The 20,611-nt window shown below is 48.4% G+C and carries 19 protein-coding genes and 7 tRNA genes; 23 read left to right on the forward strand and 3 right to left on the reverse strand.

Annotated features, from left to right (window positions below; translation table 11 throughout):
- The first annotated feature begins 41 nt into the window (after positions 1-41).
- The 17 genes from msrB (at position 42) to cyoD (ending at position 11,589) form a co-directional block, all read left to right on the forward strand.
- Positions 42-461 (forward strand): peptide-methionine (R)-S-oxide reductase MsrB, encoded by a 420-nt coding sequence (gene msrB / locus MJO52_RS07275; RefSeq protein ID WP_252085288.1) that lies wholly within the window; start codon positions 42-44, stop codon positions 459-461.
- Positions 458-1,234 (forward strand): DUF1499 domain-containing protein, encoded by a 777-nt coding sequence (locus MJO52_RS07280; RefSeq protein WP_252085289.1) that lies wholly within the window; start codon positions 458-460, stop codon positions 1,232-1,234. Before msrB ends, MJO52_RS07280 begins: the two co-directional genes overlap by 4 nt.
- 161 nt (positions 1,235-1,395) lie before the next feature.
- Positions 1,396-1,471: transfer RNA gene (locus MJO52_RS07285), tRNA-Glu, on the forward strand.
- A 1-nt stretch (position 1,472) separates the two neighbouring features.
- Positions 1,473-1,548 (forward strand) — tRNA-Gly (locus MJO52_RS07290).
- 118 nt (positions 1,549-1,666) lie between these two features.
- Positions 1,667-1,742, forward strand: a tRNA-Glu gene (locus MJO52_RS07295).
- A gap of 34 nt (positions 1,743-1,776) precedes the next feature.
- Positions 1,777-1,852: transfer RNA gene (locus MJO52_RS07300), tRNA-Gly, on the forward strand.
- Positions 1,853-1,966: 114 nt separating this feature from the next.
- Positions 1,967-2,042: transfer RNA gene (locus MJO52_RS07305), tRNA-Glu, on the forward strand.
- A gap of 39 nt (positions 2,043-2,081) precedes the next feature.
- A tRNA-Gly gene (locus MJO52_RS07310) sits at positions 2,082-2,157 on the forward strand.
- Positions 2,158-2,357: 200 nt separating this feature from the next.
- Entirely contained in the window at positions 2,358-3,293 is a 936-nt protein-coding gene (locus MJO52_RS07315) for an ABC transporter ATP-binding protein (RefSeq protein WP_252085290.1), read from the forward strand.
- Positions 3,290-4,063 carry an ABC transporter permease gene (locus tag MJO52_RS07320; RefSeq protein WP_252085291.1) on the forward strand — a complete coding sequence of 258 codons (774 nt, stop codon included), beginning with the start codon at positions 3,290-3,292 and terminating at the stop codon, positions 4,061-4,063. Before MJO52_RS07315 ends, MJO52_RS07320 begins: the two co-directional genes overlap by 4 nt.
- Positions 4,064-4,071: 8 nt before the next feature.
- Positions 4,072-4,902 (forward strand): NADPH-dependent 7-cyano-7-deazaguanine reductase QueF, encoded by an 831-nt coding sequence (queF, locus tag MJO52_RS07325; protein ID WP_252085292.1) that lies wholly within the window; start codon positions 4,072-4,074, stop codon positions 4,900-4,902.
- 292 nt (positions 4,903-5,194) lie between these two features.
- Positions 5,195-6,757, forward strand: a complete 1,563-nt coding sequence (locus MJO52_RS07330) for a SlyX family protein (protein WP_252085293.1) — start codon at positions 5,195-5,197, stop codon at positions 6,755-6,757.
- 85 nt (positions 6,758-6,842) lie between these two features.
- Positions 6,843-7,319, forward strand: coding sequence for a hypothetical protein (locus MJO52_RS07335; RefSeq protein WP_252085294.1), 477 nt, complete (start codon positions 6,843-6,845; stop codon positions 7,317-7,319).
- A gap of 376 nt (positions 7,320-7,695) precedes the next feature.
- Positions 7,696-8,571 (forward strand): ubiquinol oxidase subunit II, encoded by an 876-nt coding sequence (locus tag MJO52_RS07340; RefSeq protein ID WP_252085295.1) that lies wholly within the window; start codon positions 7,696-7,698, stop codon positions 8,569-8,571.
- Positions 8,568-10,643 (forward strand): cbb3-type cytochrome c oxidase subunit I, encoded by a 2,076-nt coding sequence (locus MJO52_RS07345; protein ID WP_252085296.1) that lies wholly within the window; start codon positions 8,568-8,570, stop codon positions 10,641-10,643. The genes MJO52_RS07340 and MJO52_RS07345 overlap by 4 nt, the downstream gene beginning before the upstream one ends.
- 6 nt (positions 10,644-10,649) lie before the next feature.
- Positions 10,650-11,276 carry a cytochrome c oxidase subunit 3 gene (locus MJO52_RS07350; RefSeq protein ID WP_252085297.1) on the forward strand — a complete coding sequence of 209 codons (627 nt, stop codon included), beginning with the start codon at positions 10,650-10,652 and terminating at the stop codon, positions 11,274-11,276.
- Positions 11,269-11,589, forward strand: coding sequence for a cytochrome o ubiquinol oxidase subunit IV (gene cyoD / locus MJO52_RS07355; protein ID WP_252085298.1), 321 nt, complete (start codon positions 11,269-11,271; stop codon positions 11,587-11,589). The genes MJO52_RS07350 and cyoD overlap by 8 nt, the downstream gene beginning before the upstream one ends.
- Before the next feature lie 13 nt (positions 11,590-11,602).
- Here the strand turns inward: cyoD and MJO52_RS07360 are convergent, their stop codons facing one another.
- Positions 11,603-12,997 (reverse strand): adenylate/guanylate cyclase domain-containing protein, encoded by a 1,395-nt coding sequence (locus MJO52_RS07360; protein WP_252085299.1) that lies wholly within the window; start codon positions 12,995-12,997, stop codon positions 11,603-11,605.
- A gap of 241 nt (positions 12,998-13,238) precedes the next feature.
- Here MJO52_RS07360 and MJO52_RS07365 point away from each other — a divergent pair, with 241 nt between their 5' ends.
- From MJO52_RS07365 to MJO52_RS07375, 3 genes are all read left to right on the forward strand, one after another.
- Positions 13,239-13,805, forward strand: a complete 567-nt coding sequence (locus tag MJO52_RS07365; protein WP_252085300.1) for a nitroreductase family protein — start codon at positions 13,239-13,241, stop codon at positions 13,803-13,805.
- Positions 13,806-13,945: 140 nt separating this feature from the next.
- Positions 13,946-14,033: transfer RNA gene (locus MJO52_RS07370), tRNA-Ser, on the forward strand.
- Between the two features lie 854 nt (positions 14,034-14,887).
- Positions 14,888-16,804 carry a hypothetical protein gene (locus MJO52_RS07375; protein WP_252085301.1) on the forward strand — a complete coding sequence of 639 codons (1,917 nt, stop codon included), beginning with the start codon at positions 14,888-14,890 and terminating at the stop codon, positions 16,802-16,804.
- 255 nt (positions 16,805-17,059) lie between these two features.
- Here the strand turns inward: MJO52_RS07375 and MJO52_RS07380 are convergent, their stop codons facing one another.
- Complete coding sequence (locus MJO52_RS07380; protein ID WP_252085302.1) at positions 17,060-17,671, reverse strand: hypothetical protein; 612 nt, start codon at positions 17,669-17,671, stop codon at positions 17,060-17,062.
- Positions 17,672-18,102: 431 nt separating this feature from the next.
- Here MJO52_RS07380 and MJO52_RS07385 point away from each other — a divergent pair, with 431 nt between their 5' ends.
- The gene (locus MJO52_RS07385) at positions 18,103-18,426 is read left to right on the forward strand and encodes a D-Ala-D-Ala carboxypeptidase family metallohydrolase (protein WP_252085303.1); all 324 of its coding nucleotides are present in this window, start codon (positions 18,103-18,105) and stop codon (positions 18,424-18,426) included.
- 10 nt (positions 18,427-18,436) lie between these two features.
- Complete coding sequence (locus tag MJO52_RS07390; RefSeq protein WP_252085304.1) at positions 18,437-18,922, forward strand: 3TM-type holin; 486 nt, start codon at positions 18,437-18,439, stop codon at positions 18,920-18,922.
- 28 nt (positions 18,923-18,950) lie between these two features.
- Here MJO52_RS07390 and MJO52_RS07395 read toward each other — a convergent pair whose 3' ends face one another.
- Positions 18,951-19,631 (reverse strand): hypothetical protein, encoded by a 681-nt coding sequence (locus tag MJO52_RS07395; protein ID WP_252085305.1) that lies wholly within the window; start codon positions 19,629-19,631, stop codon positions 18,951-18,953.
- 426 nt (positions 19,632-20,057) lie between these two features.
- On the opposite strand from MJO52_RS07395, the gene MJO52_RS07400 reads away from it, so the two are divergent.
- Positions 20,058-20,282, forward strand: coding sequence for a hypothetical protein (locus tag MJO52_RS07400; protein ID WP_252085306.1), 225 nt, complete (start codon positions 20,058-20,060; stop codon positions 20,280-20,282).
- Positions 20,283-20,611 lie beyond the last annotated feature (329 nt).

Here is a 20,611-nt window from a genome sequence, read left to right on the forward strand (position 1 = left end):
TTACCGCTCCTGCGAGAACGATTAAAACGGAACGAGACAGTATGGCAAAAGCAAAAGACGATAACTACTGGCGAGATCAGCTGACAGATGAGGAGTTTGAGGTCTGTCGCAAAGGGGGGACAGAAGCGCCATTTAGCGGGGAATATTGGGATGTTTTTGACAAAGGTCTCTACCGCTGCCGCTGTTGTGGCGAGGTTTTGTTTGATGCGGGAGCAAAATTCCAGAGCTACTGTGGCTGGCCCAGCTTCGATGAGGAATTTAGCGTGGGGATTATTCGAGAGCTAGCCGATAATAGTTTTGGTATGGAGCGTATCGAGATTCGCTGCAGTCAATGCGACAGTCATCTAGGGCATGTGTTCGATGATGGGCCTACTGAAACCGGCCTTCGCTACTGTGTCAATTCCTTGTCGGTGAGGCTGGACCAGGAGTTCAACGAAGACGGCGAAGAGGAGGGCAAGTGAGGAGAGTACACTGGAGCCGCTGGCTACTCAGGGTGCAGTGGGGGCTACTCGGGATTATTGTGCTCGCAGGCATGGCACTGCGGTTCGGATTGCTGCGCTTCGAATTGGTCTTCATGATATTTACTTACGCGGGTGGGGCGGCACTGATTGTCGCACTGGTGAGTTTACTGGTGTTTGTCTGGGGGTCGCGCAATCACAGGCCTCAGGCACGCAGCAATGCCCTCTGGGCTGCGTTGCTGGGACTGCTGCCAGTAGCTGTGCCCCTCATTACTGTGGGCAAAGATAATTTCAATGCGCCAAAAATCCACGATATCACTACCGATACCCGCAACCCCCCGGCATACCAAGCAGTCCTCGACTTGCGTAAGCCTTGGGACAATAGTGCCGCATACGGCGGCGAGCCTGTGGCGAGCCTGCAGCGTGAAACCGATATCTATTCCGACATCTATCCACTGCATGTCCATATGCCTGTTGCCCGCACCACTGAGCTGGCGGCGGAGGTTGCCAAGAAGCTGGGCTGGAAGATTGTGTCTTACGAACCGGAGAAGGGGCATATCGAGGCAACCGACCGAACCCTGCTGTTAGGCTTTACCGACGACATAGTGGTGCGAGTACGGCCGGAAGATGATGGTGGCTCGCGGGTGGACGTGCGTTCCAGTTCCCGTGTGGGAGTCAGTGACCTAGGGGCCAACGCAAAGCGTATTCGTGAGTTTATTGAGGAGCTGCACCTGCGTGTACTCAGCGAGCAGTACGGAGTGCCCTCTGACGCCTAAATTATCTTCCCGCAACCGGCAGTGTTAGGTAAGTATCTGACAATAAAAGAAAAAAAATTCAATTCGGGTGTTGACAGTATCCCGAACGGTACATAGAATGCGCCCCACTTCTGACGCAGAGCTACACTTTAAAACGCAGCGAAACGACAGAAGGTTTCTGGGTCCCCATCGTCTAGAGGCCTAGGACACCGCCCTTTCACGGCGGTAACAGGGGTTCGACTCCCCTTGGGGATGCCACGCGGGAATAGCTCAGTTGGTAGAGCGCAACCTTGCCAAGGTTGAGGTCGCCGGTTCGAACCCGGTTTCCCGCTCCAAGTTTCCGCTTTGCGAGATGATCTCTAGTCAGCTCACAAAGCACGCCACCGAGAAATCAGTGGCATTGCCATGGACAGCATGGCAGCACCGGACCATAAGGTCGAAGTGCAAGTTTCTGTCCCCATCGTCTAGAGGCCTAGGACACCGCCCTTTCACGGCGGTAACAGGGGTTCGACTCCCCTTGGGGATGCCAATACGACCCGGTAGCAATGCTACCGGGTCAAATTGCGGGAATAGCTCAGTTGGTAGAGCGCAACCTTGCCAAGGTTGAGGTCGCCGGTTCGAACCCGGTTTCCCGCTCCAATTTTATTTTTGGATGGATCTTTGGCCCCATTCAAAAGTAAAGTCACCGCGAGGTGGCAAAGCCATGGACAGCGTGGCAGCACGGGACCGAAGAGGTTGTAGTGCAAAGTTTCTGTCCCCATCGTCTAGAGGCCTAGGACACCGCCCTTTCACGGCGGTAACAGGGGTTCGACTCCCCTTGGGGATGCCAATACGGCCCGGCAGCAATGCTGCCGGGCCAACACAAAATGCGGGAATAGCTCAGTTGGTAGAGCGCAACCTTGCCAAGGTTGAGGTCGCCGGTTCGAACCCGGTTTCCCGCTCCAAAATAAAAAAGCCGCTCAATCGAGCGGCTTTTTTATTTTCCGATATATTGCTTCTAAGTTTATTACTTGCACTGGTATTGCCGGAGTGCGACTGTGCGCCTGGAATTCCGCCTCCGCGGCTTTGGGCTTCCCTGTGTTTCCGCCGGTTGAAATTATTCGGGCAAGCACGTTGAATGGCGCCTTCAGCATAGGAATTCACAATGACCGCCGCGCTATCTATCCATAACCTGCAAAAAACCTACGAAGGCGGCTTCCAGGCCCTGAAAGGGATCAGCTTCGAAGTACAGCCGGGGGACTTCTTTGCTCTGCTGGGCCCCAATGGTGCAGGTAAGTCCACTACTATTGGCATTATCTGCTCATTGGTGCGCAAGACTGCCGGTAGCGTGTCGATTTTTGGTGTCGATATCGACAGTGATTTTGCCGCTGCCAAGCGTCTTTTAGGCGTGGTGCCGCAGGAGTTCAATTTCAGTCAGTTTGAAAAAGTCTTCGATATTGTGGCTACTCAGGGGGGATTCTATGGAATGCCGCGCAAGTTGGCAGAGGAGCGCACAGAGCAATATCTGAAGCAGTTGGGACTTTGGGACAAGCGACACACCCAGGCGCGTATGCTGTCTGGGGGGATGAAGCGCCGCCTGATGATTGCACGGGCACTGATTCACGAGCCAAAACTACTGATTCTGGATGAGCCTACTGCTGGGGTGGATATCGAGCTGCGTCGCTCCATGTGGAGCTTCCTGGAGGAAATTAACGCTCGGGGTACCACCATTATTCTCACTACCCATTACCTGGAGGAGGCGGAGAGCCTGTGCCGCAATATCGCCATTATCGATAAGGGCGTTATCGTTGAGAATACCTCTATCAAGTCCCTGCTGAAGACTCTCAACCGCGAGACATTTATTCTCGACTGCAGCGAATACCTAAGTAAGGCACCGGAGCTTACGGGGTTTAAATGCTGCCTGTTGGATAATCATTCCCTGGAAATCACTGTAGAAAAAGGGCAGTCACTGACAGAGGTCTTTGTCGAGCTCAAGGCCCAGGGCGTTACCGTGACCAGTATGCGCAACCGTGCCAACCGCCTGGAAGAATTGTTTATTTCCATGTTGTCCGAGGAAAAAGAAGAGGGGTTGGATTCGTGAGCGGTAAGTTGACCTGGATATCCTTCAGCACCATTTTCCGCCGGGAGGTGCGCCGCTTTATGCGCATCTGGCCACAGACCCTGGTGCCGCCGGTGATCACCATGACGTTGTACTTTGTGATCTTCGGCTCTCTTATTGGCAGCCGTATCGGGGAAATGGGCGGATACCCTTATATGGAGTTTGTGGTGCCTGGGCTGATTATGATGTCAGTGATCACCAACTCCTATGGCAATGTCGTGTCCTCTTTTTACAGTGCTAAGTTTCAGCGCAGTGTTGAGGAGCTGCTGGTATCGCCCACGCCAAATTGGGCGGTGATGGCTGGCTATGTACTGGGCGGTGTGGCGCGTGGCTTGGTTGTAGGCCTGATTGTCACTCTAGTAGCGATGTTTTTTACTTCTCTCAGAGTCGAACACCTGGGAGTCACCATCGCTATTGTGTTTCTCACATCGGCGCTATTCTCTCTGGCGGGTTTTATCAATGCGATTTATGCCAACAGCTTTGACGCCATATCGATTATTCCCACTTTTGTTTTGACCCCGCTTACCTATCTGGGTGGTGTTTTCTACTCCATCGATCTGTTGTCGCCCTTTTGGCAAGGATTGTCGAAATTGAACCCGATTCTCTATATGGTGAACTCCTTTCGCTATGGAATCCTGGGTGTTTCCGACATTAATGTGGCCTGGGCATTTGTTGGGGTCTTGGTTTTTATTGCGCTTCTCGCCAGCTGGGGACTTTACCTGATGAGTCACGGCAAGCGATTGAGGCACTGAGGTTGAGTATGAGCAGAGAAGATTGGCAGAACCTCCCGCTGGGTCGGGAAACCGTTTACGAATCCAGCTATAACCCAGAGCTACTGCACCCGATTCAGCGATCCATTTCCCGAGCCCAACTGGGGCTGTCCGTTGGCGCCCTGCCATTTTTTGGGGAAGATGAGTGGTGGGGATTTGAGCTCTCCTGGCTCAATACCAGAGGCAAACCCCAAGTGGCGGTGGCGCGCTTCAGCTTTCCCGCGGAAAGCCCCTGTATGGTGGAGTCCAAGTCCTTCAAATTGTACTTAAACTCCTTTAACCAAAGCCGCTTCGATTCCTGGCAGCTGGTTCAGGATACCTTGGTGCGGGATCTAAGCGCTGCGGTGGGTATGGCTGTGGAAGTGACTCTGCTGGAGGTGGAAGATATCTCCCTGGATGTGCAGAGGCCGCAAGGGTTCTGTCTCGACCAGCTGGATATTGCCGTAGAGCAATACCAGCCGGACTCGACACTGCTGGCGCTGGAAGGGAGTGGTGTGGAGGTTACTGAAACTCTCTACAGCCACTTGCTGCGCAGTAATTGCCCGGTTACCGGCCAGCCGGATTGGGCGACGGTAATGGTGGAATACAAGGGGCCGATGCTGCAGCGCGAAGCGCTATTGGCTTACATTATTTCCTTCCGTGAGCATCAGGATTTTCACGAACACTGTGTGGAGCGGATTTTTTGCGATTTGCAAAATCTTGCGGACTTTTCCGAGTTAACAGTTTGTGCCCGCTATACCCGCAGGGGAGGGCTGGATATCAACCCGCTGCGCTCCACCCGTATTGAGAAGCCTCTACCGCCGCGCTTCGCCCGTCAGTAAATTATTGCTAATACAGGTGATATTGGTCTCAGGTATTTCTGTGGCCAATATCGTCAAATCCCACAGCATTAAAACACTCCGGCCTTAAACCTTGTGTCACACGTGGCGCTGTTCCCTCTTGGGCTAAGCTTTCCTGGATAGCTTTTTGGGTGCAGGTGTATTGGATGTAGCCTATCGATGGGCCTGTACAGTTACATTAGTGGCTATTCACTTTTCTTGGCTCGATAAAAAGTAAATAAGCTGCAATTGGTGTATCGCCAATGATTTACACAGATCCATAGGCCCCCTAGATATGGAAATCCAAACACAGTCTCCAGCGCTACCCGCTGTGCTTGTGGTTTTCATCCAAATTATTTCCTCCACTCCCGCCAATGCCCAGGTTTATGTTGAAGCCGATCAATTGATGAAGGTGATCGAGGCGCAGCAGCGCCAACTCGAGGCACAGGAAGCGCAAATCCGACAGCAAAAGGCTGATCTAGAGGCTTTGCGGCAACAGGTGGAGGAGCTGCGCAGGACGAGGCCCCCAGAAAATTCCCCGGCTGCGCCAGTTCCGGCAGTACCAATGCCGTCAGTTCCTCCATCGAGAGAATACAGTGAGCCTGTGAATGGCGTTGCGCTCGATGATTTGCGCGATCAATTAGAGCTCATACGCAAAGATATCCCGCCTGGCTCCCTACCGCCCCCTCGGGCCAGGGGAGACCCAAAGCATCCGGAGCAGACGGATATCGAAGAAATCATTTCCAGTGTACCGACCGACTGGCCGGGGTCTATCCCTGTGCTCGGCAGTCGCACTCGAATAAAAATTAATGGCTTCGCCGAGCTGGATGCTAACTATGACACCGGCGCCATTGTCAGCCCGGCTGAGTTCACGACCAGTGCTATTGTCACCAGCAATAGAACTGCAGCGGAGGGTGAGGATGGTCAGACCAATGTTTCCGTTCAGGTATCGAGATTGGTGCTCAAGTCAAGAACGCCCTGGGGCGGCCGTTTAATCGAAAATGAATTTTCTATGGATTTCCTGCGGGATCCGACAGTCAGTGAGCCTCTGCTGCGTCTGCGCAAAGCATACGGCCAGGTCAGTGATATTTTACTGGGCGGAGATTTACGGTTGGGCCTCGACTGGTCCACGTTCAGTAATTTAACCGCCTCACCAAACACCCTGGATTACGAAGGCCCCAACTCACTGTTAGCGCTCATGCGCCCGGTTGCACGTTGGAGCCGTAAATATGATCCAACTCTCACTCTGCAAGTCTCCCTGGATGCGCCAACTGATCGGGTTTTTCAGAATGCACTGGAAGTGTCTCGCTGGCCGGACTTTGTGGTAGCGGTTATTTCCCAAACAGACCGCATTAACTTTCAGGGCAGTTTTATCCTGCGGGACCTGCGTGGCAGTGGGGAACCACAGTCTGCCGTTTCGGATACCGGATGGGGTATCAATTTAAGTGGCGTGATTGATATGCCCGGTAGGCTTGCGCCGGATTTTGCCTCCTACTCCTTTAGCTATGGCTATGGCTATGGAAGCCTTCTGGATGATGAGCCCCCCGACGCGAGCTATGACTTCGTCAATAATCGGCTGGAGGCAATTCCAACTCTGGGTTGGTATCTGGCTTATCAACACTGGTGGAGCCCGTGCCTCTATACCGTGGCAACCTATGGGCTGGTGCATCAGGACAACCTGGATTTCCAGCCGGGCTCCTCATTTTATCAAACCCAATACAGCAGTATTAATCTGACCTGGACCCCGACGCCGCATTGGCTGTTTGGCGTTGAGGCCCTTTATGGAACCAGGGAGGACAAAGATGGAGCCTATGGTTCAGTCTGGCGGACTCAGTTCACCAGCCGTATCTCGTTCTAGTGGTTTCAAATGTGCGATATCAATAATGTTGCGCTTTATTTTGCTATGCGGTTTTTTAACCTCCTGTAATTCACCGAGAACAGTGGTGACTGACACTTGGCATTCGCCGCTGATTGCGGAGCGCTCGCTGGGAAAAACTTTGGTCCTGGCCTTTACCCTGGTTCCTCGCCCAATAGTTGGCATCTATGTGGAGAGTATTTGGGTGGAGCAGTTGGGTTGCTACGGCGTGAATGCCCTCTCATGGAGTGATTTTGCGGCCGATGGCAAGGTTCCCACGATGGGAGAGCTGGCTGATGTCCTGGCTGAATATCAATTTGACACGCTATTGGTGACACAGTTGATCAGCTTTAAACAACTGAATAGGAATGTTTCCAACTCTCAAGTGGCCATTGTCGAAACCCGTTTATATTTTGCGCCATCGGAAGAGGTGTATTGGTCCCTGGAATCTGAAAGTTTCCTGGCGAACTATATGATGGGGGAAATTCGCCGTCCCAGGGAGGGAGATGCCCTGGAATATGTGGAAACAGTTATTCAACAAATGATGAAGGATGGTGTTTTCTAGGCGCTGATGTCATCGTTTCATGGAGTTGGTCACCACAAACCATTTCCTCCTGCGGGGTAGGTGAAGTTAAAACATAATTTGTTCAGCTATTCTGGTGAGAAGAGCCGTACGGAAGGGTGTGCTGAGCATCTGATGTGGTTTATGTGTACGGTGAATTTTTTGTGGCGGGTAATCTGATAGGAATGCCTGCTGAATCCTAAGGTCGGTAGGCATTGCAATGGATTGGAATACCGTGGCCCCTGTCAGGTTTGTGCAATACTGGGTTCGCTACTGGGGATGTATTGAGCACCGATCCTTCTGGTTAGTATGCCTTCTTTTCGCATTTCTTTTTCTTTTTTTGATTCCCTCTTCAAGCTCTGCCACTGAAAGTTTTCTGATGCCTTTGGGGCCCGTTGCCCATGAACAGAAAACCCATTTTTTCTGGGCGACAGCACTTACCATGGTAGCGGTGCTGCCCGTATTTATTCTGGTGCCAGTCATTCTATTTAAGTATCGCCGTAAGAAGGGAAAAGGTATTTATGCGCCCAAGTGGGAGTCTTACGGCCCTTTGGAAGTCGTCATGTGGGGTGTTCCCTTTATGGTGATTTTTGTTCTCTCTTTTATGCTTTGGCGCGCAACTATTGCTCTGGATCCCTATGAGGAAATAGAAGGCGTATTTCCTCCTGTCCAAGTGCAAGTGGTGGGGCTGGACTGGAAGTGGTTGTTTATCTACCCAGACTTAAAAATTGCCACAGTAGGTGAACTGGTTGTTCCTGTACACACCCCGGTCTCCATGATTTTAACCAGCGATACCGTGATGCAGTCTTTTTGGATTGCGGCGTTAGCGGGGCAGATCTATGTGATGCCGGGCATGACCACACGACTCAATTTTATTGCGACTAAGAATGGTAAAACCCAGGGTGAAAACACCCAATATACGGGCAAGGGATTTACTGAGCAGAAATTTGATGTATTGATTAAGAGTGAAGAGGATTTTCAGGCCTGGGTGGCACAGGTCCGCGCCAGGGGGGTTGAGCTGGATGCTCAGACCTATAATCGCCTGGCTGAAAGAAGTACCCGCAAAGAGATGCAAAAGCAGTTGGCCACGCCTCAAATGCCCAGCAATGCCCTCTATTTTACCATTGCCGATCCCGAGCTGTTTCAAAGCATTGTTATGCGATATCACTCGGGCAAGCCCCTTAGTATGGAAGAGCAACCCGGCACGGTGAAGTTTGGTCAGGGTGAGGATAAAACAGAGGGTGCGCAGCCATGAATATTACCGACTATGGCTGGCTGGGAAAGCTGGGCTGGGATTCTATCGTTTTCAGCAAGCTGTTTACCGATTTTTCGGTGAGTGAAGTGGTGGCCAGTACCGCTGGTGCCATTGTTGTTTTTGCCACCATCGCCATCCTCGCTCTACTGACCTGGTTTCGCGTATGGGGCACTTTATGGTCTGAATGGCTGACCAGCACAGACCATAAAAGAATTGGCATCATGTACATAGTCTTTGCACTGGTGATGATGACCAGAGGACTACTGGAAGGCATGGTGATGCGGGCACAGCAGGCTGCTGCCCCAGATGGTTTTCTCTACGCAGATCACTTCGCTCAGCTATTTAGCACCCACGGCACAATAATGATTTTCTTTGTTGCCGTGCCTTTTGTTGTGGGTCTGGTCAACTTTGTAATGCCATTACAGATTGGTGCCCGCGATGTTGCTTTCCCAGTACTTAACCAGATTAGCCTGGCGGTCACCGTGTCTTCTGGGATTCTGTTGATGGTCTCGCTGGTGGTGGGGGAATTCTCTACTGGGGGCTGGTCTGCCTACCCGCCTTATACGGGGGCGGACTTTAATCCCGGCGTGGGACCAGACTACTGGGTGTGGGCGATTGTATTTTCCGGGGCCGGTACCACTCTTACGGGGATTAACTTTACCGTCACCATTTTAAAATGCCGTGCTGCGGGCATGAAATTTTTCCGCATGCCCATGTTTTGCTGGACGGTATTGTGTTCCTCCATCCTGATGATTTTTGCTATGCCGCCACTCAGTGTTGCGGCGTTAATGCTCGGTTTCGACCGCTATTTGGATTTTCACTTTTTCACCAATGATCTCGGTGGCAATATGATGAACTATGCCAATTTATTTTGGCTGTTCGGGCACCCGGAGGTCTATTTGTTGGTGCTGCCGGCCTACGGTATTTTTTCTGAGGTGTTCTCCACTTACTCCGCTAAGCGCCTATATGGCTACAAGTCATTGGTAATTGCCACCATGTCGATTGCCGTATTGAGCTTTACCGTGTGGCTTCATCACTTCTTTACCATGGGGCAGAGTCCCACCATCAATATTGTATTTGGTATCGCCACCATGCTGATCGCGGTGCCAACCGGGGTCAAAGTCTACGATTGGATGGCGACGATGTATCGCGGGCGAATTCGCTTTACCACTCCAATGATTTACGCCATCGGATTTTTGATTTTATTCGTGATCGGTGGCTTGTCTGGAGTGATTCTGGCGAACCCCACGGTAGATTTCCAAGTACACAATACCCTGTTTTTGGTGGCGCACTTCCATAATGTACTAATTCCAGGAGTGCTATTTGGTTTGCTGGCCGGATATAACTACTGGTTCCCCAAGGCGTTTGGTTTTCGCCTGGATGAGCGCTTGGGTAAGTGGTCGGCATATCTTTGGGTAGCCGGGTTTATGCTCACTTTCTTTCCCCTTTATGGTGCAGGATTACTGGGGATGCCAAGGCGCTCATTCAGCTATATGGATCTGACTTTCAAGCCCTACATGGTGGTGGCTTTTATCGGGGCCATGGTGGTGTTATGCGCATTGATCAGCCTGGTATTGCAGTTGCTGGTCAGTTTACGGGATCGCAAGAAAAATCGCGTTCCTGTGGGGGACCCTTGGGATGGGCGCTCTCTGGAATGGTCGATCCCAGCCCCTGCGCCTTCCTACAATTTTGCGGAACTGCCGAGGGTAACGGACCGGGATGAATTTAATGAGGCTAAGGAGCAGGGGCGTGCTTATTTACCGCCAAAAGTCTATCGGGATATAGAGATGCCCAAGAATAACCCTTTGGGATTTATTCTATGCGCTCTGAGCGGCATCCTGATGTTTGCATTGGTCTGGTACATGTGGTGGTTGGCCCTGATTTCCGTTCTGGCCATTATCATTGTGGTAATCGTCTCTACCTTCCGCTGGGACAGTGAGCAAATTATTCCGGCGAGTCAGGTACAGCAGGATACGGAGAAGTGGCTGACACTAGTGAAAAATACCGAACCGGTGGGCAGGGATCTGGAAAATACTCCGCAAAACCATGGCTACGCTAAGTTGGAGCATTAGTTACCGATGAACGGGAATTCATCAGCGCTAAATAAGGGGATGAGAGAGAGCCCTGGAGCCATTCATAAAGACCCGGATATGGTGATCTTTGGATTCTGGGTTTTTATGATGAGCGACCTGATTTTTTTCGGGGTCGTTTTCGCTATCTATATCACCATGATTGGTGCGACCGCAGGCGGCCCTGGTCCCAGGGAGCTATTTGATTTCGGCAGCCTTTTTGCGCAGACCATGTTGCTACTCACCAGCAGTCTCACTGTGGGGATAGCCACTATCACCATGAAGCACCAGCGCAGCCAGGGCAGTTTCCTGTTTTGGGTGGTGGTGACTTTACTGTTGGGGCTGGGCTTTTTAACTCTTGAGTTGCTCGATTTCTCTGAAATGGCAGCCAAGGGAGGGACGCCCCAGCGCAGCGGCTATCTATCAGCCTTCTTTGGTTTGGTGCCCCTACATGGTTTACATGTCAGCTTTGGCTGCCTGTGGATGTTGGTCATGATCGCACAGGTACTTACAGTTGGCATGACTGATTTGGTGAAGTTGCGGTTTTTACGGTTGGCGCTGTTCTGGCATTTCCTGGATTTGATTTGGATTGGGATTTTCTCAGTAGTTTATTTTGGTGGCTGGGTCTATGGCTGAAAAATCCGGTTTTTCCGCACATTTGCGCACCTATCTTACCGGGTATGTGCTGTCGGTTGTGTTTACGTTGGCTGCATTCTGGGCAGTACTGGCTCTGGGTAAGGAATACAAGAGTGTACTTATATTGGTAGGTTTGCTTGGGGTAGCCCAATTGGCGGTACAGCTCAAATGCTTCTTGAATGTGACAACGCAAAAGGAAGGGCGGGATAACCTGGCTCTGATCCTTTTTTCAACGCTGATTTTACTGATTATTGTCTTGGGGACTGCCTGGATCATGGGGAACCTGGCAATGAGAATGCATACCACAATGTGACGGGTCCCTAAGCTCAGATAATTACTTTGCTTTTAAGGCTGGTTGTGGCTTTTTCCAGGGATTGCAGTACCTTGACCTTGTCGTAGTTGCGAATCTTATCCAGGTCTAGGTGCATAGAAAAGCCTGGGGCGTGCTCCTCCAGGTAACTCTGCTGTCCGCCGAGATTCTTGCGCAAGTCGGTGACTTGGTAGACTTTAACCGGGGTGCTGATGCCCTTCACCGTAATATGCCCTTTGTCCCGGCACATAACAGTGTGCTTGATCATTGCCCAGGTCTCATGGCTAATCAGGATTTCCCCCGGCTGTGCTGCGCCTTCCAGGCGGGAAGCCAGGTTCACGTGGGTGCCCATTACGGTGTAAGACTGGTAGTTGGCTGTGCCGAAGATACCCACGGTGCAATAGCCAGTGTTAATGCCCATGCGCACCTGCAAAGGGCGTGAGATCCCTTTGTTGTACCACTCCTGCTTCATTTCCCTCACCCGCTTGCGCATCGCCAAAGCCATAGCCACACAGCGCAGGGCGTCGGATTTGGGGCCCTTACTTTCATCATCCCCAAAGACCACCATCACCGCATCGCCGATAAATTTGTCGATGGTGCCCCCATACTGGCCTGCGATTCGGGCCATCTCCGAGAGGTAGTTGTTGAGTAGGAGGGTAAAGGTTTCCGCTTCGAGCTCTTCGGTCAACTGGCTGAAATCTTTGATATCGGAAAAGAACACCGTAAGCAGCTTGCGCTGGGTAGTCAGTGCTTCTTCATCGCCGGTGGTTACGGAGCGCCACAGGCGTTGTGGCAAATACTTGGAGAGTTTGTAAGAGCGCACCTTGCTTACGCGCTGCTCTGTTGCCAGGGCGTGGTTGGCTTCCTTGAGCTTGCCAATCTGGCGGTGAGTAAAAAAGGCATAGGCACAGAGGTAGACCAGGATACCAATCAGGCTCATGGTGCTTATGGTGAGGTCGGCGTTAATCAATAATGCCGGCCTGTGCATCAGGTAACCCAGTACCACGCCGACTAAAAGGCCGGTGTTGTGCTCAAACCACTGGCGCCCCCCCCCCAGGGAAAGCGCATTGAGTTGAACCATCGTAATGAATAACAGAGATGGCAGCATGCTGAAATTAGCCAGGGCAACGGTAATGCCTACCAATACGGTATCGGAAAATCTCAGGATGCGACGGGTTTTATAAGCCTTCTTATCGCGGGATCTGTAGAGTATGAATTGAGCAAAAGTGCAATAAACCAGCATAAAAGCCGCTGCACCAACATTGAGCAGTTTGTCTGGTTGCCAAGAAGATGACCACTCGATTGCAGTTACCAGGGTTCCCGCAGCCGCAAAAAGAATTAGGCAGCGAAAATAAGTCGAGTAATGCGGGCTGATATTTCGCCCTTTGTTCCCCTCAAGCTGGTCCTGCATTTGTGGTTATCTTTTTGTCCGTTAAGCAGTAATAAACAAACCGCGGGCAGGCCACAGATTGGTCCCGGAAAGTTCTGGGAGCGAGTGGTTGCGCAGTGATTTACTGGGCGAAGTGTACTCCTACAAAAGCCAGATTGCTAAAAAACCGATGCCTGTACAGGGTTTTTATGTGGGGCGTACGTATGCGCTGCGCAGATGGGTTAGGGTACACTCAGCGCTCAGTCAGTAAATGGAGAGAACGATGGATGCCCTGACCGCCCTGCATAATAGAGTTTCAACGGGCAAGCTGGTCGAGCCTGCACCCAATGAGCAGCAGCGGCAAAATATCTTTCGCGCAGCACTGCGTGCAGCGGATCACGCCTGCCTACGCCCCTGGCGGTTTCTAATGGTAGAGGGCCAAGAGCGCGAGCGCCTTGGGGAAATATTTCTAAAAGCGGCTGAGCAGTCTGAAGGTGTTCCTCTAACTGAAGCTCAGCGTCAACGCACCTTGGCGATGCCCCTGCGCGCCCCCTTGATTATTGTGGCAATTACACGGTTACAGGAACACCCCAAGGTTCCCCATCTGGAGCAACATATGTCCACAGCAGGGGCGGTGCAGGCAATGCTCACAGCCGCTTATGCCGAGGGGGTGGGTGTTTACTGGCGCACCGGACCATTAGCCAATAATCCCCAGGTTGCCCAAGGTTTGGGTTTGGCTGAAAATGAACGTATTGATGGGTTTATTTACTGTGGAACCCCCGATAAAGCGGCACGCCAGGCACCGGATTTACAAGTGGATGATTTTTTTTCACAGTGGAAAGCAAATTAGTACTTGCACAACCGGAAACATTTGGGTAAAGTGCGCGCTCTCTCGATGAGACGGCAGCTATCTTCCTGATTTCCTTGAAGATTTTGCTAAAGAGAGAGCTCCTCTGAAAAGAGGATTACCCTCGCGGAGGGTGACAATTTGGTGAGGTGTCCGAGTGGCCGAAGGAGCACGCCTGGAAAGTGTGTATGTCGAAAGGCATCGAGGGTTCGAATCCCTCCCTCACCGCCATATTTTAAAGCCCGGCTGATGCCGGGCTTTTTCGTTTCAAGAATCTTCAGTCCCCTGTCAGGCCTCCGCTTTGCTCCTTAACAGGCAATTATTCAATGATGGTCGTAGATAGAGAGCAGCTCGGCTTCGACCTAGCATTATGTGTTGCTATCAAACCTTACATCTATTTCAAGTACTTCAAGCCTCGATCTTCTGGCTATGCCAACTCACGGCTCCTGGGTCTATTTGTCGTTGATGAGGAAAGCCTTTTTCTTAAATCATTCGATAAATACTACTATGTTTATAGTCTGTGAATCTTTCGACTTTATGTCAACGAGGTATGCTAAGAAATTTTCTAGATATTAAGGCTGATGCCATTCCACATCCCTCGCCATATTAATTTGTATTACTCTCGGCATGGATAAATCTAATTCACTATACATATTGCAAATCGGGGCAGCAGGCGACAGCACCAAGTGTTTTATAGGTGGGTAACTGTTGTTCTCGTGGCATACCAATCGCTGACTTGCTGGGTATGCCACCTTCTACTTTATGTGGTGCAACAGGGAGACGAATTAATCTTCGTCAGGAACCGCATTTGCTTAGGTATAATAAAGGTCAGTGGGGTCGAGAATGTCGTAGGATTTGGGGTTGGCAAGATAGGTTGCTTGACCCTTAATTATGTCGAGCACTTGCCCATTTTTAGCAGCTTCCTTAAAGCGGCGTCAAATCTAATTTTATATCTAATGTGGATGTTTAATTTCGAGTGTAACTTTGTTGCTATCATTCTTGATGTGAGTCTGTTGGCAGGTAAATCAATTAGGCTAAATGGAAGTATGTGTTAGTAAAGTAAGAGATAACACTAGGGTGCTATTGTGAAAACTTTTTTTCTTTTTCAGGTTGCGGTCTTTTGGGTGTTTGTTAGCTTCCCTTTGATTGGTTTCTCAAAAATTATTTACATGGCGACGGATGGGGATGATGAAAATTCAGGGCTTTCTCTTTCTGATCCCGTCAAAACCTTGAGCAGGGTGCATTATCTAGTCGATTTCAGTGACGGAGATACTACTGTTTTCATTAGGGGGGGAGTCTATTATGGTGAGACTATTTCTTGGACTAAAACATCGCGTGAATTTAAGTTGAAATTAACTGCTTACGGTGATGAAAAGCCTGTTTTTGAGGGGGAGGGGAATGCTGTATTTTTTAGGCTAGAAGTGGGAGTTGGAGAGTGTACTAATGTAGAGATAAGCCGTCTAACTATAAGTCACTACGCTAGCTATGCAATTCTTCTCAATGGTGGGAGGGATAATAGATCAACAACTTGGAATGGGTGTAACCATATACATGATAACTATTTCATAGAGATTGGGACTCTTTTTGATGTATCTAATTGTCCTGGTGACTGCAAAGGGTATGGCGTAGTCGATTTTGTAAATTCAGATAATAATTCAATATATAACAATGTGTTTTATAGGGCGGAAAATATATCTTCTCAGGAATCCTTGCTTCATGCGGTCTATCTCGCCCATGATAGTGTAGGCAATAAAATTTATGACAACTATTTTTACTTGGTCTCTGGTGATCCGATCAGAGTTAGAGATCGGAGTAGTGATAATCGTATATATGATAATTACGCAGATAGAGTTGGGCAGAGGGCGTTTTTATCTAGCTGGCATAATTCTGTTAATGGTGAGCAGTCCTCATATGACAATGTTGTTGAAAATAACATTGTAACCTTTCCATATAAAACATCTGAAAATATTAATCTGACAGCAAATCTGGGTGGGAGCGGGGATGAAAGTACTTTTGTTGATGAAGGGCAAAAATACTTCCATGGGGCCCAGATTGATAGCGAGGAGGTTGTCGCTACAGCCGCGGGCGACTTTGATGGAGATGGGGTGGATGAATTGCTGGTTGCCTTTAATTATGGCACTTTTAGTAAGGTTGTAAGAACAATAGGCGGGCAGGGTAGGTATCTAAAAGACGTCCTTTATATATCTCCTTATCTTAATGTTACTGATTTTGCTGTTGGGAATTTTTCGGAAAGAGGTAAGGATGAGGTCATAACTGTATTTGAGCTTGACGGCTCTGGGCACACGATTGTTTTTCGTGGAGATGGTGACTCTAGCTTACTGAACTATGGCCTCATTTACTCAAGTGGGCGAGTGAAAGTATCCGCGATGACCTCTGGTGATTTTGATGGTGATGGTGTTTCAGAGGTAGTGACTGCTTTGAAGATGAACTCTGATGAAACTAAGGTTTTTCGAGGCGATGGGGTTAGAAGTATATTAAATTTAGGTAGTCTCTACAGTATCAATAACTGGGATATAACTGCAATGACTTCCGGTGATTTTTCTGGTGTTGGTAGAGACCAGGTTATTACGGCTTATAAGTCTTCATTTGGGACAAGGATCTACCGAGGTGAAGGTACAAGCTCTGTTGTTAATTATGGGTATTTCTACTCAAGTTCCCAGTGGACCGTTAGTGATATGGAGGCAAATCGTTACAATAATTCGGTGGTGCCCTCCTTGGTCACGGCATTTAGGCATGAATCGAGTGGGGACGTTAAGATTTATAATGCGGATGGAATAAATTCTGCGACTACTCATTCTTTTTATGATAGTACGATTTGGGATATTTCAGCACTAACCTCAGGCGTTTTTGATGATAACGGAGTGGTGAGTTTGGTAACCTCTTTTACAACTTTACACCTTACTCATACTCAGATTTGGGCGGGTAATGGGACAACAAGTGCTTTAAACAATGGAATTTATCATAGACTGGATCTAAGGTAGTAAGTAACTCTTCTGAGATTGATTAAGAGTTTTTTCCAAAATGGGGGGGATAAGGTTAACCCCCTCTATGTCAGAACTCTATAAAAACCCCATGCCGGTTATCCTTCTTCAGTAGTGATCTTGCCCCGATAAAATGGACATAGCACTTTTCATACTAATATTCGCTCATCTGTAGTAGTTCAAACTTAACCTGATAGAGCACCTCCTGAAAAACCGGTAACTGTCAGATCATGTCTGAACTAATCCAGCTAATACTTATATTTTTGGTACAATGAATTGTCTATTATAAGAGTCTGGTTCGCCCTTTTCTGGTTTGATTCTTGAGTCAATAGTATGCATTATCATTCCTGCTGGCATTTCAGAGAACCAGTTGGCGATCCTGTATGATTTGGATTTGTATAAGTTTTCGGATATATGCCAGTTATTCTCTTCCATTTTCCAAGCTATGGCGGCAATAAGTAGTTTTCCTTCAATACCAAGTTTTGAGCCATAACCAGACACTACATACTCGGAGTTTTCCAGATCTAACTCTATGTTGTAGTTCGCGCTAGCAACCCTGATGGTTATGTTAAGAAAGTCTGGGTTACTCTGAGATTTTTCCGTAATAAATCTTACTGATTGACCATCAACAGATAAATCTGCCTGTATGGATGCGTCAGATTCTTCTACTTGAAACTGCGCTCTATTTGTGAGTTGAACTAAGTCTGAGCGAGAAATATCTTCATTGGCTATTGAGCGTTCGGAAACGGATTTTAGCGAATTATAATTCGAATCCTCTAATACGTTATCCATGCTTTTATTGGCGAATGTATTACTTGAAGAAAATAAGTTAATTATTAATGCAAAAATTATCGGGTAGGCCCTCATTGGTCCTCTCCATTTTTGATTAGGCGGCGATGCAAAATTTAATGTAAGGCGAAGTTAATATGTCAAGCGGTAAACCTATGCTGGCAGTTTAATAAGCGATAAAAGTTAATGTGGTGCCATATTGGCAAGTAGAATACCTTTGACTTTCTCTTTGTCAGAACTATATAGAAGCCCCATACTGGGATAAGTACGAAATTCCTTAGCTAAATGTCCCGAAATTCCCTGAATGCGGGGTTTTTTGTGCCAGTTTGGCGAGTTGAAACTTAAGTCAATACATACAGCTGTATAAATTTACAGTTGTATGTATTGACAGTGTGTGTGGGCGGGGGTTACTATACCCATAGCTGCTCTGGTTTTCATGCAGCGACCGTTCATCCTTTCTTAAGCCGGCCCCCAGCCGGTTTTTTTATGCCTAAAATTTGAGACTGCCAATGTCCCAAAAAGACTACTTCACAGAGCCGGAGTTCACCTGTTGTTGTGACAAAAACCATTTCAAAGATGAAACGCTCAATCGCCTGATTAAAGTCAGGGAGTGCCATGGCAAGCCAATAGTCATTAATTCCGGTTGCTGCTGCCCCGTACACAACGCCCATGTTAATGCCACCATGACTCATACTGCCAGGCAGGCTGTCGATGTGCAGGTAGCTTTAGGGGGAGCCTATCGGTTAATCCAAATAGCCCAGGAGGAAGACTTCACCGGTATAGGGGTAAAACAGAAGGGAGCATTTAAAAGGACGATTCCTTCACCTGGATGACCTTGAATCTATGCCAGGCGAGCGCACCTGCCTCACAGAGTGGAGTTACGATCCACTAACAGCAATTTTTGATGCAGGCACAATGGCTATTGAGCGCATATGGCCTGACCCGGTTAAATGTGCTGGGGAAGTACAGAAGCTGAAGGAGCTCAAGCAAAGGGGCAGCTTGGTAGAGCTAAATACTCAAATTCAATTGCTTCTCGGACAGCTGGAGGTCAACAAAGCCGAAGCCCGGCATAAAAGCATATTTGTCGCTGGCTGGCGTCCCTGGATTGGATGGGTTGGGGGCTTGGCCTTCGCTTATCAGTTTGTTTTATATCCATTGCTGTGTTGGGTCTGGGCCCTCTACAGTGCTAAGGGTTCAATACTTACAGGGGTGACTCCACCGCTAGTACTAGAAACTGGTGCGCTGTTCTCGATGATAGCGGCCATGCTCGGAATGGGTGCCATGCGTTCATATGATAAAACGCATGGTACTCAGACGGACAAATTATAAATAGTGATTTTTAAGGGTTGTCAGTTAATCAAGCTTCACTTTTTGGTTTATAGTTTTCCCAGATTTCAGGGTATCTTTCCCAAGGAGGGGCTTCAGGACTGAACGCGCTATCAGAGTTAGCGGCATCTTGATACCAAAACTGTATTCGTTTCATGAAATCTGCGTCATTCCTGTTTCTATAGATAAATCTAATTTCTGCATATGTAATTACACGGTTTTTTAAACCATTACCGAAGTCATACTGATACATTGTTTTTCTTTCAAATGGAAATTTTGCTTCTACTAAACCTTCACCTTGTCCTGGTTTAGTAATTACGGCATTCCAATCCATATCATAGTCTATTGCAAAATGTATGAAGTGATGGTGTTTTACTAAGAACTCGATTCCAGCTTTACTTTTTCTTCTGAACCTTTTGTTGTCTTCAGATTCCTCCCCTGTTTGGGGTGGCTCTGTACTGGAATCATCTGATACAACACATTTATATTTCTCTTTACTACGACAGAAATTATTAAAGTCTTCATTTAAGTAATGACAATCGTGTACAGCAGTGCCGGTTAGTAATTGATCAAGCCATGCGACCGTGTTTTTGCTGGCAAAATCCTGCATGGTTCTTTGCGTTAGCTGTTGAATTAGCCTCGCTCTACTTCCCGAAAACCCATAAAAAAAGTCTCCAGAACAGTATCTTCTCCATGGTTCTGCGAATGGCATAGTGACTCTCCTTGTAAAAGCACCACTAGGTGGCATGAGTAGACTTTTATACTAACTAAATAACCTTGCTCTAACATGAACAATTTTCTTGGATATCGCTTGGCTGGTTTTAAGTTTTGGACATAAATTTTTAGATTTTGGACCTTTTTTAAAGCGAGGGATGTCGAAATATGGGCACTTAAAGGGCTATAATCGAAGTCCCTTTTGCCCTCAAAGCAAACCTTCTATCAATCAAATTTCGTAGAAAATTAATTCTGCTTGGTAAATCCTATGACCCAAGCAGCAGAATGTTGGCATCTTAGCAAAAGCATAATTATTACCCAAATTGCCAGCATTATCTTATTGGTGGCTGGTTTTTTCATGTAGGGTTCTTATGTTGAGAAAGGGATAACCGCCAACACCCAGGCAATTCAGCATGAATCAGCTATGCACGTTCTGGGGCAAAAACACATAGTTGAGTTTAAGGGCGACATTCAAACCAGGCTCCAGCGCATTGATAGCAAGTTGGAGCGGTTGATTGAGCAGGCCACAAAGCTCATTGAATTGGTTCTGGCTGACAAAGAGCTAGGCCAATTCTTTGAGGCAACACAGCAAACAATCAACAATTGGAAGAATAAGCATCCCGAACTTTTTGAGTCAAAAAAAGGGTAAGAATTTAGCTGATGCCAACTAGCGGAGAGCCTCTTTCGAATATAGCTATGAGACCGTAAAGAACATGCAGTACAACAGCAATTCTATCATTCAGGAATATACAGAGTGCTACCCTCCAGACGCTATAGCTTGTTTAGTCTGGCCTCACAATTGGGTGGCTCAGTTCCAGAATGAGCAGGCTGGTAAATAGTACAAGCCGATTCCCTGTGAGTGTGAAACTCCCAATAGATGTTTGAGGCTACAGCAGGTTTGTTACCTCACCTGCTTACATCAGCAGAGGTATTTGTCTTGGTTGGTAGCTTGAGGGGTTAAAGAAATAAGTCTTGGCG

This window comes from Microbulbifer variabilis, assembly GCF_023716485.1.
GTDB classification, from domain to species: Bacteria; Pseudomonadota; Gammaproteobacteria; order Pseudomonadales; family Cellvibrionaceae; genus Microbulbifer; species Microbulbifer variabilis_B.